Source organism: Alteromonas sp. ABH4_454, from assembly GCF_056311775.1.
The window spans coordinates 2,548,511-2,562,633 of the sequence record NZ_CM149972.1 but is presented as its reverse complement, the minus strand read 5'-3'; the positions used below and the strand labels follow the sequence as shown (position 1 = coordinate 2,562,633).

The window sequence follows — 14,123 nt, the reverse complement described above, 5'->3', positions numbered from 1 at the left end:
GTATTATAACGAGCAGCTTGTTTTTACAAACCTAAAATTCTTTTTCAAAGAAAAACTTAGGGTAATTACCTATAAGAATTAGAATTTCTAAGGCAGAGCCCCTTTTATTAATGACGTGCGTAGTTTTGTGATAGCATTTGCCGCAAAATAACGGTGCAGTTCAGGCACATTTTTGAATAAGAGTTGTAACCCATACCATGTTAAATGTTGTTGTAGTCGGCTATGTGTGGCCCGAGCCAAATTCCTCAGCCGCTGGGCAGAACATGCTCTCTATTATTGAGCGTTGCTTAGCCGCTAACTTCAACGTGACTTTCTTAACAGCCGCCACCGACAGCGAGCACAAAGCCGATCTTCTAGCCATGGGGGTAAATGTTCAGCCTGTGGCGCTAAACTGCAGTTCATTTAACACTCTTATTGCAGAGATAGCCCCAGACGTCGTTATTTTTGATCGCTATATGACTGAAGAACAGTTTTCTTGGCGAGTAAAAGAAGTTTGCCCGAATGCGCTAAGAGTGCTTAATACTGAAGATTTACATAGCCTTCGCCAAGCACGACATGAAGCGGTAAAAAAGCATGGCGATGCAAGCCTAGCGCATCTACATAGCGAACTGGCCCAAAGAGAAATTGCGTCGATTATTCGAAGCGATCTAACCTTGGTTATTTCAAAAAAAGAAATGGCCTTATTGACTGAACACTACGGTGTACCTTCAGCGCAACTTCAGTATCATCCTCTCGTAGTTGGCCGTTCTATTAGCCCTGCCCCATCTTTTGAGCAACGCTCGCATTTTATCCATATTGGTAACTTTCGCCATGCGCCAAATTGGGACGCGGTTTTGCAATTAAAGCAGCATCTGTGGCCTTCAATCAAAAAAGCATTGCCTCATGCTGAATTGCATATTTACGGCGCTTACCCACCTAAGAAAGCAACGCAACTTCACAACGAGAAACAAGGCTTCTTAGTAAAGGGCTGGGCCAACGATGTTGAGTCTGTAATGATGAATGCTAGAGCCCTTATCGCTCCCTTGCGATTCGGCGCGGGGATAAAAGGAAAGTTGCTTGATGCGATGCGCTGCGGCACGCCAAGCGTCACAACCTGGGTTGGCGCAGAAGGTATTGTTGAAGATAGCGTTAATGTAAATAGCGAGATGAGCGCCAAAGTCGAACACGAGGTTAAAAATCTGCAATCGGCACAATGGCCTGGTGCTCTATGCGATGCTGATACTTCTAATTTGGCGGTTATTCAAGATTACGTTGAAAGAGCCGTAGCGCTGTATGAAGATGAGAAGATATGGAGTTTAGCCAATAAAAATACGGCTAGTTTGCTAAGCGAATTTAAACAGCAGCAGCCAGAGGTGACGCTTATTGAAAGAATAAGTGAGTTAAAACAAGGACTAGATAAACATAGGGATGCTTTGTTTATGCAAGGTTTGTTGTGGCATCAAACGCTTGCAGCAAGTAAATATATGAGCCAGTGGATTGAAGCAAAAAACAAGTAGAGGGGCGAGAAAGAAGCGCCTATACGCCCTTCAACTTTGCTATCACTGACTTTATTCCGTTGCCTCGCGACTGACTTAGATATCGCTCTAAGTGGCAGCGAGACAAGTAACTTTCGAAGTCAAAACTTTCACGCTGCGCTTCGGACAAGGTATTGGCTTTTTCAAGTAATACTGCAAGTACACCCCGAATCACCTTACTTGGTGAGTACGCCATTATGCCGCCTTGTTCCGTTGAATATGCCATCCACACAGGGCTCTCACACCCTTCAACAGCTGTGTTTGAAGAACGTTCGTCTAAAGGGAGTGGCGTTAAAGATTTACCCGCTAACATAAGCGTGCGAGTGAAATCATCCCACCCTTTCGAAGCGGCAAGCGATGAAGCTAAAGGAAGCAAAGTTTCATCCGAATTCATCTGCTATAAGCCCAGTTTAGTTGCCGTTTAGTTCGGCAGCTAAATCTTCTGCGGTCATAACTAAGTTTTCAACGTCGCTTGTTGTTGGAAACATAACCAGTTCCACACCATTTTTTGTGAGACCAGGCAGCCAAGTTTCTGTAAATTCAGCCAATTCAACGCTTACGCATTGGCCTTCTAGTTCATTTATGTCTACGAACTTTTGCGCCAAGTCGCGATGTGGGAATACGGGTAATTGAACACTCTCGCCGCCTTCGAACATAACAAAGCCTTCACTGCCCTGTATCATCCATATTTCTTTTGCTTTCGCTATATAGCTAACAACAAGTTCTTGTCGTTCTTCAGCACTTAGCTTCATTGCCTGCTCAATGACCGCATCGTTCAACTTGTCTGCAATTGTTTCTGGAAACACGCTTATTCACCTATCTCAAAATTTGGGGCAAGTATACCCGCACCAGCAAAAGGCGCAATGCAATAGTCACCAAAACCTCTCTTACAAAGACACCCACGCTAAAAACAACAAACCATCCTTACAAAGACACCCACCCAAACCAGCAATCAACCAAGCTAATTTGAAATTATTTAGCTTTTCTTCAATTCACTACCGGTTACAGAGACACCCATGCTAAAGTAAAGCCCAATCGATAATGACTACTCAGTAACAACGCCAAGATACTTATACCATGCGCAACCTTTTCACTGCTCTTAAGCAAGACACCCATGCAAACCACGATATTTTGGAAAATACTTTCCCATTTTCTATCTATCACAAAGACAGTTTGTTCGATGAAAAGGCATACCTCGCTATTTTAAAAATCATGAGTATGTTCCACCAAGCCGCGGCAAACGCCGTTCAACGAGCTGAACTCAAAGTTCCAGCCCTCTCATCGGTGGCTTCGATGATAAACAGTGATGCAATTCAAGATGCGCTAAATCAAGATATTCTTGCGCTTGCCAAAGATTCAATTAACAAAGACATCCACGCTTCAGAAACATACACAGAGCAGGCTTACAAAGACACCCACCACGACAAACTATCTATGCCAGACAGCAGTCTCGCCCACCAGCCAAGCTATTTCAGCTATATACGTATGGTTAGGCTCATCGATGGGTGCGAATATCATTGTTCGAAGGCTAAACGCCATGGAGCGCGATATACCTACAAACTATTACCAAGCCATGGCTGGGTGTGCGAAAGCATGGGTGTCATTCAAACAAGAAGTCGAAAAGCTACTCCCTGAACTCGATTTAGAAAGTGAAAGCGTTGTTGCAGATGCAGTAAAAGATGCGAATGCATGGTTTGAATATCTGATTACATTAGCTGATGCTGACGTACAAGACAGCACTAGTCAGGCGGTTGAAGTTAGTTAGCATAGCGTAGTTAAAAACAAAAGCTATTTCCGCCATAGGCAAAAATCGCGCGGTAATTCGTTTCGCTCTCGCCAAACCTACGTTACCCAGCGGCACGCAAGCTTCATTGCTATAAATAAACTTAATCCATCCAATCGACTGAATGCATTAATATATCGGTAGTTCTTCGTTAAGCGCTTGCTTAGTTTCTGGTAGACTTAACGCAACGTTGAAACAACAAAAACATAAGCATGAAAGTAATCTCATTTAATATAAACGGCATACGCGCCCGCTTGCACCAACTACAAGCAGTTATTGACGCTCACCAACCAGATATTATTGGCTTGCAAGAAATTAAGGTTCACAACGAGCAGTTTCCGGTAGAAGCCGTGGAAGCCATGGGCTATCACGTTTATTTCCACGGGCAGAAAAGTCACTACGGCGTAGCGTTTTTAGCAAAGAAAGAAGCCCTTTCCGTGTCTATGGGTTTTCCTACCGACGAGGAAGATGCCCAGCGTAGAATGATCATCTTAAAAACCACTGATGAATCTGGCGAACCCGTAACTATCCTTAACGGTTACTTTCCTCAAGGTGAAAACGAAAAGCACGAAACAAAGTACCCAGCTAAGCGCAAGTTTTATAAAGACTTAATGACGTATTTGAACGATAACCATACGCCGGATGAGAACGTCATTGTAATGGGCGATGTGAACATCTCCCATACAGATCTAGACATAGGCATTGGTGAAGAAAACAAGAAGCGCTGGCTGAGAACAGGCAAGTGTAGTTTTTTACCGGAAGAGCGTGAATGGTTGAACACACTTATCGATTGGGGCTTTGAGGATAGCTTTAGAACACTTAATCCTGAAACTAATGACAAGTTTTCGTGGTTCGACTATCGCTCAAAAGGGTTTAACGACAACCGCGGCCTTCGCATTGACCTAATACTGGCTACAAAAACTTTGCATTCACGCCTGCACGATGCTGGCATTGATTATGAATTAAGAGGCATTGAAAAGCCGTCCGACCACGCCCCAATTTGGGCCGAATATAACTAGTTGGCCGATAGCGAATAAAGTAGCCCCATATAAGGAGTACCAGTGAGTTCATTACAGTTGTTGGCATTGCTAATCTATGGCGCGTTTTTGCTGGGCGCGGCTAAGCACATCGACTTTACTCACTTTGCTCGCAACAAACAGCAGCAACACCTTATATTCGGTACTGCAGCCTCTCTATTTGTGCTTTGGTTGTTTAAGGCAGGGATTTTTGAAGGCTTAGATGTTCATTTTCTAGGCCTTTCTGTTCTCACCCTGATGTTGGGCTTTAGAAATGCAATTACTGCCTCGTTTATCGCGCTTTTGGGGGCAAACCTCATAGGTTACGGCACGTGGGAAAACTTTGGTGTGAATGGTCTGCTTGGAACTATTTTGCCAATTGGAACAACCTACCTTTTCTACATGTTGTCTTTCCACCATATCCCCAGACAACTGTTTGTATATATCTTTGTATGTGCCTTTTTTCCTGCCGCACTATCAATCGCTCTTAAAACCTTATCGCTAGGCGCCTTCTATTATTTTGAAGGTACATATACTTGGGACATCGTTTTCGATAACTATATTTTACTAATCCCGCTATTAGTGTTTCCAGAAGCACTTCTAAACGGAATGGCTATTACTCTACTCGTTATTTACCAGCCAACTTGGGTGTATACCTTCCACGACAAATTTTACCTGGATAATTAAACCCTTTACCTCTTCAAATCACTTCACTTATTAAACTAAAAGTTAATAAGCTTTTTCTAATTTCAATCTATGATTAAAGAGTGAAGTCGAGTGGTAGAGCTAAATGAAAATTCAGACATTTGCATTACAGTGCGACGGTATTGCAAGCGTAACATCGCAACTAGAGAGTATTTTAGCCAATGAAAGGCCTTCACTACTCATCGGTTACGGCAATACCGATTTATCATTAGATACACTTACAAGAACTATAACCGACACAGCGCTACCATTTTTCATCTCTAGTTCTTGCTTAGGCGCGTTGCTTTGCGATAACAACATAGCCTCGCCTAACTGTGACTTAGCCTTGTTCTGTATTAACGATGAAAACGGGGCTTACGGTGTAGGCAGTGCCGACATTACTGAATGCAGCCCATTTAAAGCGGGAGCAGTATCGCTGCAAAAAGCATTGGCAAATGCAGAAAGACCCTATGAGAGTCCAGCACTTATCTGGTGCTCGCTTCCCCCAGGCAATGAAGAAAGCATACTCGAGGGTTTTGCTAGCGTCGTAGGAACAAAGGTTCCTATCTTTGGGGGCTCAATGGCAGACAATACGGTTTCAGGTAATTGGTGCACAGTAACAACGACTTCCTCAGGGCCTCAAACCGTTGCCGTAGCAGTTCTATACCCTTCAACACCTTTGGGCTTAAGCTATAGCTCTGGTTACAAACCAACTGAGACGGTATTTAAAGCCACTACAGCTCAAGGCCGACAACTTCAACAACTCGATAATGGTAAAGCCAGCACTGTCTACAATAATGCGACTAATGGCTTGATTGCACAACAGCTTAACGGCGGACAAATATTAGGACTTACTTCATCGGCGCCTTTGGGCAAGCCAGTTGAGCTGGACAATGGCGCAGTAAACTATCTTCTCTGCCATCCCGACTCGGTGGACGAAGATGGGACCCTTCATGTTTTTTCCGAAGTCCGAGAAGGCGAAGAGCTGGTTTTGATGGAAGGCAATGTTACTAGTCTCACCTCTCGTGCAGAGCGTGTTATTAATAATGCAATTATGCTGCTTCCGGAAAACAAAACGCCCGTTGGCGTATTGATGATTTATTGCGCCGGATGCCGATTAATGGTTGGCGATGAGATAAATGCTATGTTGAATTCGTTACAAAAAACGTTTCCGTCTCTACCTATTTGTGGCCCGTTTACGTTTGGCGAACAAGGGCGATTTTTAGACGGCAAAAACAGACACGGTAACCTCATGATATCAGCGGTAGTGTTTTCCCAATGAATAAAGATTACGAAAACGTTTTAGAAGATCTGGCCCTTGTTTACCGCTTGAAACAACAAGCTGAGGCTCATAAAAAAGAAAGCGATGCTTTGCTAGAAGGCACCCGGGTGCTGCTTACCGCTGAGGATGAAATAGATCTTTACAAGAAGATGTTTAGCGTTTTTAAGGGGCTTTACAACTACGAAGTATGCTTTGTGCTAGAAAATGAAAGCGCGGGCAAAATGAAATGTATAAATAGTACACATGACGCTTTACTCGATACTGTTTGGGAGATAGACGATACCCTTTCTAGAGCGGTCAAAAGTGAACCCGTTGCATTGTTTAACGTTCAACAACAGCCTACTTGGCAACAGCACTTGACATTATTTGAAACTTCAGTCACATCGGTGCTTTATTGTCCGTTTAACGTACATCAGCAGCAGGCCGTTATTGTTTTTTGTCATCAATCACTGGGTTACTACACCCAAGAATACGTAGATATGGCCAATAGATATCGCACCTTTACGGAACAAATGGCAATGGGGATGCAGGCCAAGTTAATGGCGCTGGAAACGGTGAGGCTGAAAGAAGAAAAAGCCAAAGTTGAAAAGAGCCTTATCGATTCTGAAAAAATGGCTTCTCTAGGGTTATTAGCAGCAGGTGTAGCCCACGAAATAAATAATCCGATAGCGTTTATCAATAGTAACATTCACTTTTTAAGAAACGTATTGCCTGCTCTATCTCAGATGCAGGACATAGTGTTGCAATTGGCATCAAGTACTAGCGATAAAAAAAGGTTAGAAATAGCGCAAAAAGCAATACGGTGGCAATCGCGCAATAAGATTGATTCACTAAGTGATGAAATTGCTGATATTTGTGGAGAATCCGAAGAAGGTTTAAACAGAGTCACTGACATAATCACCAGCCTTCGTTCATTTTCTCATGACGCCGACATGCTTGATGATGAAACTATTAATGTAAATGACTGTATTGCGCATGCCTTGAGGTTAGTAAATAGCGAATTAAAGCACCGCATTAAAATTCAACAGCACTTAACGGAAGTCCCTCTAATAAAAGGGAAAACCGGAAAGTTGAATCAGGTGTTGGTGAACCTTTTTGTCAATGCTGCGCAAGCGATGGATGATGGAGGCAAGTTAACCGTCTCTTCCTTTGAAGAAGATAACCATACCGTTATCACCATTAAAGACACGGGTTGTGGTATAGAAAAACACGCTCTGCAAAAACTTTTCGAGCCGTTTTACACCACTAAGCCTACAGGTAAAGGAACTGGTTTAGGACTTTATATTTCTTTTTCTATTGTTGAGGCCATGGGTGGCACTATTGCCGTAGATAGCGAGGTTAACGTGGGCACTACGTTTACGCTCTCGTTTCCAACGAATTTAGCCAATAAAAAAACCGCACAATCGTGCGGTTTAGATACGTTCGATAGCGATTCGTAATCGCTATTAAAGCTATATGGCTGTTACTTTTGGAATAAGATGTCCATAACGTCAGCCAACTCGCCTTTTCCTTCGCGGATCTCTTCTTCTGACAAGCCTGCGATTTCGTGAGGAAACACTAACCACTCATCACTTTCGTTTACGTAGTAATCTGGCACGATATCAGTAGTGTTATTCTGAGGCTTATACCAAGGGCACGCTATGCGAATATCTTTTGGCATGTTCAAGCGCATAAGCTTGTTAATTTGCTTGATAAGCGCGTCAACACTTCGGCCTGAGTCAAAAACATCATCAACAATCAATAACTTGTCGTCAGCGTTGGCATTTTCAACCAAGTAGTGTAACCCGTGCACACGGATTTCTTTCGACTGTTTATTGATTCCATAGTAAGACGAAGTACGTACCGCGATGTGGTCGGTTGACGTATCTTTAAATTCAAAGAATTCTTGAACTGCGATACCAATTGGAGCACCACCACGCCAAATACCGATAATAAAGTCAGGGCGGAAGCCGTCTTCATACACCTTTGCCGCTAAGCGAAAGGAATCCTGTAGAAGCGATTGCGAGGTGATAAAATTCTTGTTCATGACGTCTCACTGAGCAAATTTTAAAAGACCGCGAGTATAGTGAATTTCACGGTCTTTTGCACGGTAAATTCAACTATTTATTCATTTTGAAGGGCCTGAGACGGTGCAATTTTCATCGCTTTGCGTGCAGGATAAACGCTGGCTAAAACGCACAACAATAACGACAGCAAAGTAATGCTGATAATCTGCACTACGTCCATTTCAATAGGCAGCCCTCTTCCGTCAGCCGCTAGCGCCAACGGTGAACCTATCGCATCTAAAATATTATTTAACTGAAGAGTTATAAAGACACCCAAGATAAGCCCGATACCTGCGCCTTTTATACCATTAAATAAGCCATTCAATACAAAAATCCACATTACCGTACTGGGCAACATGCCTTGAGTTTGAAGTACCGCAATATCGCCCTGCTTTTCGGTTACTACCATTACCAATGCAGACACTATGTTAAATGCAGCTACAGCGATAATAAGTAGCAACATGAGTGTCATCATGTTCTTTTCCATTTTTACAGCATCAAACAGCGGCCCCTGGCGCTCCCGCCACGTTCTAATATTATTTGCAGAGACACCCACCCTATCTGTTAACTCATCAACCACCGCTTGGTAATTGAATGCATCATTCAGAAAGAGACGCAATGATTGTTTACTGCCTTTGGGGTCTCTCATTAAGCGATTCACATCATCAAGGTTCATATACATCACCTTGTCATCCATTTGCGAGCCCATATCGAAGACACCCACTACAGTCACAAGCCTCTGACTTGGCATTCTTCCAAACGGCGTATAAACACTGGCCCCTGCAACCATAACTCGCAATCTGTCACCCACACGCGCTTCAAGCTTTATAGCCAGCGAACGCCCAATGATGGCTGCGAAACTACCTCTAGCAAGGTCACTGAATCGACCTTGCTCCATATGGTTTGCAACTAAGGTGTGCTCAAGCATCACATCTGGCTGAACACCGTGAACCTGCACGCCGCGCAAGTCTGAGCGCGACTGCACTACGGCTTCTGCCTCCCTGTAGTCCATACTGGCAACAACGCCTTCAATGGGTGTCATGCTAATTTCATCTAACGTTAAAGGATTAGGGGAAGTAACTTTTTGGGTGGGTGTCTCGCTAAGACTTTTTTGCATCTTTAACGTGGGTGTCTTGCTAAGACTGTTGCTTGCAATGGATGTCTCTGTAACTTCTTTTTGAGTGGGTGTCTTGCTAAGGCTGTTGCTTGCGATGGGTGTCTTTGTAATTTCAGTCTTTGTAATTTCGATATGAGGGACTATGCCTAGTATGCGCTGTTTTAGCTGCCCTTCTAGGCCATTCATTACGGATACTACGATAATAAGCGCCATTAGCCCTAGCGCGATGCCCGCCACTGAAAATCGGTTTATAAATGAGACAAAACTGGTTTGGCTTGCTTTGTTAGACTTGGCATAACGATAAGCAATGAATGCAGAAAGAGGATAAAACATAGCGCCTTGCTTTTCAGTAATACGGTAATCTGCCTTACATTTAGCTATGCTTAGTGAATAAATAATTCAGATAAGTAGCCCAAAGGCGAGATGACGGGTTAACCCCAAAATAGTAAAGTGGGTATACTACGTGGTCGGTATACTACTTATAAGTTACTAGCGGCACAAGAAATAGTGGCAGAGGAATGATGTGAGCGAACTTAGCCTAGAACAAAAAAAAGCCCAATTCGATGAGTATTTTTCTATTGCGCACAGCATAAATGCCAATGTGCGCCCGTTAGGTGACAATGAAAAAGTACCTGATGAGGACAACCTTGAAGACTCGATGCCCTATGCATTTCGCATTGCCAGCGAAATGGCCGCGTTAGAAGCGCAGGCAATCAGACCTTTAAGGAATTTAGGCGATCACGCCGAAACCTTGGCGGAATACTTAAATCATCAGTCGCGAAAAATTGACCTGATGATGTCGTTTGTATTGCATCAACAAGATGAGCCCGAATACCGTTTCAAAACCGTAAAGCTCGGTGGTGGTGGTGTAATTATTGAATCGTCTGATGCGCTGGACGTAGGTACTAGAGCAGAGCTAAAGCTTTTTCTTGATGCCGAAGCCGCAGCAATTTTTTGTTTTGGTGAAGTAATTACTTGCGAGCAAGTTGAAGATAGTTACCATATCGCCTTTATTTTTAATACCATTCGAGAGCAAGACCAGGAGCTTTTAGTTCGCGCCAGTTTGCATATTCAAACCCAGCAACTAAGAAAACGGGCGAAAGAAAAAAAAGCGGGATCTGAATAGCCCCTAACAACAGTATATAAGCCGTAAAACTCATCTTGCATTTAAAAAACAGGACGTCATGACAGCCACTTTATTATCGCTTCCATTACCTGCGCCTAAAAAAGAAGCCTCATCACAAGATCACAAACAATGGGGCCAGCTTCAAGGTAGCAGCGCCGCGCTATGTATCAGCCAAACGCTAAACCAATACAAAGGCCCTATTGTATTAATCACCGCCGATACGCCATCGGCAATGAAGCTTGAAAAAGAAATAGCATTTTTCTTAAGCGATAATCAAAAAAATACGCCCATTACCCTGTTTCCAGACTGGGAAACGCTGCCATACGATTCCTTTTCGCCTCACCAAGACATTGTTTCGCAAAGATTAGAAACCCTGTTTCGCTTTACCCAACAAGTCGAAGGCGTTTTTATTGTTCCTGTTAACACGCTAATGCAGCGCCTTGCGCCTACCGACTATTTAGCAAAGTACCTACTGATGCTAAATAAAGGCGACACTTTAGACAGAGACCAATTTAGACGCAACTTAGAGCAAGCAGGCTATCTTCACGTTAGCCAGGTGATGAGCCATAGCGAATTCTCGGTACGCGGCAGCATTATCGACCTCTTCCCAATGGGTAGTGACCAGCCGTTTCGAATAGACTTATTCGACGATGAAATCGACTCTATTCGCTATTTCGATACTGAAACCCAGCGCTCTGGCGAAGCGGTAAATAAAATTCGCCTGTTGCCGGCTCGCGAATTCCCAACAGATAAAGAAGCGATAACCCTTTTTCGCCAGCAGTTTTTAGAAAAATTCGACGCCAACAACGCCTCTGAAAGCGTATTTTCGCAAGTAAGCAAGGGTACCATGCCAAGCGGTGTAGAGTATTACCTCCCCCTTTTCTTCGAAAAAACCGCTACGCTTTTTGACTACCTTCACCCGAAAAGCCTGCTGTTGCTTCACGGTGACGTGCAAGATGCCAGCGAGTTCTTCTGGGCTGATGTACAAGAACGTTACGAGCAGTATCGCTATAACTTAGCTCGCCCGTTACTTGCGCCAGACGAACTCTTTTTACCCATTAACGAGCTATTCGGTGCCATTAAACAGTGGCCTCGTGCGTCGCTTTCCAGCAAGGTACTTGAAGAAAAACAAGGTTCTACCAACCTTCAGTGCGAAAAACTTGATGACATTGCGATTAACTCGCAGAAAAAAGTACCTGCTGAACGACTTATTAAAACCGTAAATCAGGCTACTGACAACGGGGCTAAAGTACTGTTTTGTGCTGAAACCCAAGGTCGCCGAGAGGGCTTGCTAACCGTACTAGCCAAAGCTGGCATAAAACCAACAATTGTTGATAGCTTTAGCGACTTCATCGCAAGCCACGAAACTATTGGTATTACGGTGGGTATGGTTGATAACAGCTTTCGCTGGCAAACCCAAGAAGGCGAACTGCTTTTTATTACGGAAACAGAGTTACTAGGTCAAAAAGTAAGCCAGCGCCGTTTACGCGATAAGCGCACTGCCACCGACGAAAGTGCCATTATTCGCAACTTGGCAGAACTTTCTATTGGCCAACCTGTAGTGCATTTAGACCACGGCGTAGGCCGTTACCTAGGCTTACAAACGCTAGATGCGGGCGGCGTTGCCACCGAATACTTGTGTATTGAATACGCCAAACAATCAAAATTGTACGTACCCGTTGCGTCACTCCATTTAATTTCGCGCTACACAGGCGGAGACGCAGACAGCGCGCCAGTAAGCGCTTTAGGTTCTGACGCCTGGACAAAAGCGAAGCAAAAAGCCGCTGAAAAAGTCCGTGACGTTGCCGCGGAATTACTCGATGTATATGCACGCCGTGCCGCTAAACCAGGTTTTGCTTACAATATAAACTGGGATGACTATCAAGCCTTCTCAGACAGTTTCCCCTTTGAAGAAACGCCCGATCAAGCGCAAGCTATCGCTGCCGTTATGCATGATATGGGCAGCCCATCCGCTATGGATCGCTTAGTATGCGGCGACGTAGGCTTCGGTAAAACTGAAGTTGCCATGCGCGCGGCATTCCTTGCCGCAAATGCTGGTAAACAGGTAGCTATATTAGTGCCTACTACCCTACTGGCTCAGCAACATTACGAGAACTTCAAAGACCGCTTCGCCGCCTGGCCGTTTGAAATTGAAGTAATGAGCCGCTTTGTCAGCGGTAAAGCGCAAAAGTCTGTGGTGGAGCGTATTGGCGAAGGTAAAGTCGATATCGTGGTAGGCACGCACAAGTTGCTATCTAGCGATATTAAGTACAAAGACTTAGGCCTTGTGATCATCGACGAAGAACACCGCTTTGGCGTGCGTCAAAAAGAGAAGCTAAAATCGTTACGAGCCGATGTCGATATTCTAACCCTTACCGCTACGCCTATTCCTCGTACGCTGAACATGGCGTTATCTGGCATGCGCGACTTATCTATTATCGCTACAGCGCCGGCTCGCCGTTTATCAATCAAAACCTTTGTACAGCAGCGTAATAAAGCCGTTATTCGCGAAGCCATCATGCGTGAAATTCTGCGTGGTGGTCAGGTTTACTTCCTTCACAATGAAGTAGAAAGCATTGCACGAACGGTAGAAGAGATTGCCGAAATTGTTCCAGAGGCACGCATTGCAATGGGGCACGGTCAAATGCGCGAGCGCGAACTAGAAGGCGTAATGAGCGACTTCTACCACCAGCGCTACAACGTACTAGTTTGTACCACTATCATTGAAACCGGTATCGACGTACCAAGCGCAAACACCATTATTATGGACAGGGCCGACCATTTAGGATTAGCACAGCTTCACCAACTTCGTGGCCGTGTGGGTCGTTCGCACCACCAGGCCTACGCTTACCTGTTAACACCGCATCCAAAGCGCATGACCAAAGATGCAGTAAAACGTTTAGAAGCTATATCTCAACTTGAAGATTTAGGTGCAGGTTTCGCCCTTGCTACCCACGACTTGGAAATTCGTGGTGCAGGTGAGCTTTTAGGAGACGACCAATCAGGGCAAATCGCCAGTATTGGATTTAGCCTTTATATGGATATGCTCGATAAAGCGGTTAACGCCCTTAAAGATGGCCGTGAGCCATCATTAGACGATGCAACATCAGGCCACACCGAGGTTGAATTACGTATTCCAGCCCTGTTGCCTGAAGACTACATTGCCGACGTTAACACTCGCCTATCGTTATACAAACGCTTGGCAAGCTGCACAACGCAGGACGACATTGACGAATTCCAGGTAGAATGTATCGACCGTTTTGGCCTGTTACCAGAGCCTGCTAAAAACTTGATAGAAGTGGCTGAAATTAAACTAAAAGCCCAAGACTTAGGCATTCTAAAACTAGACTTGTCGGCCCAAGGCGGTACCATAGAGTTTAAAGAAACTACCAAGGTCAACCCAGGCTTTATAATCAGCTTGGTACAAACCAAACCCAACACCTTTAAGTTTGAAGGAAGCCAAAAACTGCGTTTGGTGAAAAAGACCGAAACAGCTAAAGAACGCATCGCGTTTATTAGCGATATTATTGCCGATTTTGCAAAGGAGTCGCGATAA

General features: G+C 44.3%; 13 protein-coding genes. 9 read left to right on the top strand and 4 right to left on the bottom strand.

The genetic code is table 11. From position 1 onward, the window contains the following. Positions 1-197: 197 nt before the first annotated feature. Entirely contained in the window at positions 198-1,496 is a 1,299-nt protein-coding gene (locus ACYX4W_RS11225) for a glycosyltransferase (protein ID WP_476073243.1), read from the top strand. A 19-nt stretch (positions 1,497-1,515) separates the two neighbouring features. Here the strand turns inward: ACYX4W_RS11225 and ACYX4W_RS11220 are convergent, their stop codons facing one another. Both ACYX4W_RS11220 and ACYX4W_RS11215 read right to left on the bottom strand, forming a co-directional pair. Continuing rightward, positions 1,516-1,908, bottom strand: a complete 393-nt coding sequence (locus ACYX4W_RS11220) for a SufE family protein (RefSeq protein ID WP_476073242.1) — start codon at positions 1,906-1,908, stop codon at positions 1,516-1,518. Positions 1,909-1,924: 16 nt separating this feature from the next. After that, positions 1,925-2,320: a DUF2750 domain-containing protein gene (locus ACYX4W_RS11215; RefSeq protein WP_476073241.1), complete on the bottom strand. Its 396-nt coding sequence runs from the start codon at positions 2,318-2,320 to the stop codon at positions 1,925-1,927. Positions 2,321-2,591: 271 nt separating this feature from the next. Here ACYX4W_RS11215 and ACYX4W_RS11210 point away from each other — a divergent pair, with 271 nt between their 5' ends. The 6 genes from ACYX4W_RS11210 (at position 2,592) to ACYX4W_RS11185 (ending at position 7,718) form a co-directional block, all read left to right on the top strand. Continuing rightward, entirely contained in the window at positions 2,592-3,149 is a 558-nt protein-coding gene (locus ACYX4W_RS11210) for a heme oxygenase-like domain-containing protein (protein ID WP_476073240.1), read from the top strand. Then, positions 3,112-3,279, top strand: a complete 168-nt coding sequence (locus ACYX4W_RS11205) for a hypothetical protein (protein ID WP_476073239.1) — start codon at positions 3,112-3,114, stop codon at positions 3,277-3,279. The genes ACYX4W_RS11210 and ACYX4W_RS11205 overlap by 38 nt, the downstream gene beginning before the upstream one ends. A gap of 230 nt (positions 3,280-3,509) precedes the next feature. Then, entirely contained in the window at positions 3,510-4,316 is an 807-nt protein-coding gene (gene xthA, locus ACYX4W_RS11200) for an exodeoxyribonuclease III (RefSeq protein ID WP_476073238.1), read from the top strand. 42 nt (positions 4,317-4,358) lie between these two features. Next, positions 4,359-5,000, top strand: coding sequence for an energy-coupling factor ABC transporter permease (locus ACYX4W_RS11195; protein ID WP_476073237.1), 642 nt, complete (start codon positions 4,359-4,361; stop codon positions 4,998-5,000). Positions 5,001-5,103: 103 nt separating this feature from the next. Then, positions 5,104-6,279 (top strand): FIST signal transduction protein, encoded by a 1,176-nt coding sequence (locus tag ACYX4W_RS11190; protein ID WP_476073236.1) that lies wholly within the window; start codon positions 5,104-5,106, stop codon positions 6,277-6,279. Further along, entirely contained in the window at positions 6,276-7,718 is a 1,443-nt protein-coding gene (locus ACYX4W_RS11185; protein ID WP_476073235.1) for a sensor histidine kinase, read from the top strand. The genes ACYX4W_RS11190 and ACYX4W_RS11185 overlap by 4 nt, the downstream gene beginning before the upstream one ends. 23 nt (positions 7,719-7,741) lie before the next feature. On the opposite strand, the gene ACYX4W_RS11180 is transcribed toward ACYX4W_RS11185, so the two are convergent. Both ACYX4W_RS11180 and ACYX4W_RS11175 read right to left on the bottom strand, forming a co-directional pair. Then, the gene (locus ACYX4W_RS11180) at positions 7,742-8,305 is read right to left on the bottom strand and encodes a phosphoribosyltransferase (RefSeq protein WP_118489551.1); all 564 of its coding nucleotides are present in this window, start codon (positions 8,303-8,305) and stop codon (positions 7,742-7,744) included. Between the two features lie 77 nt (positions 8,306-8,382). Beyond that, the gene (locus tag ACYX4W_RS11175; RefSeq protein ID WP_476073234.1) at positions 8,383-9,774 is read right to left on the bottom strand and encodes an FtsX-like permease family protein; all 1,392 of its coding nucleotides are present in this window, start codon (positions 9,772-9,774) and stop codon (positions 8,383-8,385) included. 190 nt (positions 9,775-9,964) lie between these two features. On the opposite strand from ACYX4W_RS11175, the gene ACYX4W_RS11170 reads away from it, so the two are divergent. Both ACYX4W_RS11170 and mfd read left to right on the top strand, forming a co-directional pair. Continuing rightward, complete coding sequence (locus ACYX4W_RS11170) at positions 9,965-10,567, top strand: PilZ domain-containing protein (RefSeq protein WP_474855933.1); 603 nt, start codon at positions 9,965-9,967, stop codon at positions 10,565-10,567. Positions 10,568-10,625: 58 nt separating this feature from the next. Then, positions 10,626-14,123, top strand: coding sequence for a transcription-repair coupling factor (mfd, locus tag ACYX4W_RS11165; protein WP_476073233.1), 3,498 nt, complete (start codon positions 10,626-10,628; stop codon positions 14,121-14,123).

Coding starts and splice junctions, on each gene's coding strand:
- ACYX4W_RS11225 (WP_476073243.1), top strand. CDS start 198: ATGTTAAATGTTGTTGTAGTCGGCTATGTGTGGCCCGAGCCAAATTCC.
- ACYX4W_RS11220 (WP_476073242.1), bottom strand. CDS start 1,908: ATGAATTCGGATGAAACTTTGCTTCCTTTAGCTTCATCGCTTGCCGCT.
- ACYX4W_RS11210 (WP_476073240.1), top strand. CDS start 2,592: ATGCGCAACCTTTTCACTGCTCTTAAGCAAGACACCCATGCAAACCAC.
- xthA (WP_476073238.1), top strand. CDS start 3,510: ATGAAAGTAATCTCATTTAATATAAACGGCATACGCGCCCGCTTGCAC.
- ACYX4W_RS11190 (WP_476073236.1), top strand. CDS start 5,104: ATGAAAATTCAGACATTTGCATTACAGTGCGACGGTATTGCAAGCGTA.
- ACYX4W_RS11185 (WP_476073235.1), top strand. CDS start 6,276: ATGAATAAAGATTACGAAAACGTTTTAGAAGATCTGGCCCTTGTTTAC.
- ACYX4W_RS11180 (WP_118489551.1), bottom strand. CDS start 8,305: ATGAACAAGAATTTTATCACCTCGCAATCGCTTCTACAGGATTCCTTT.
- ACYX4W_RS11175 (WP_476073234.1), bottom strand. CDS start 9,774: ATGTTTTATCCTCTTTCTGCATTCATTGCTTATCGTTATGCCAAGTCT.
- mfd (WP_476073233.1), top strand. CDS start 10,626: ATGACAGCCACTTTATTATCGCTTCCATTACCTGCGCCTAAAAAAGAA.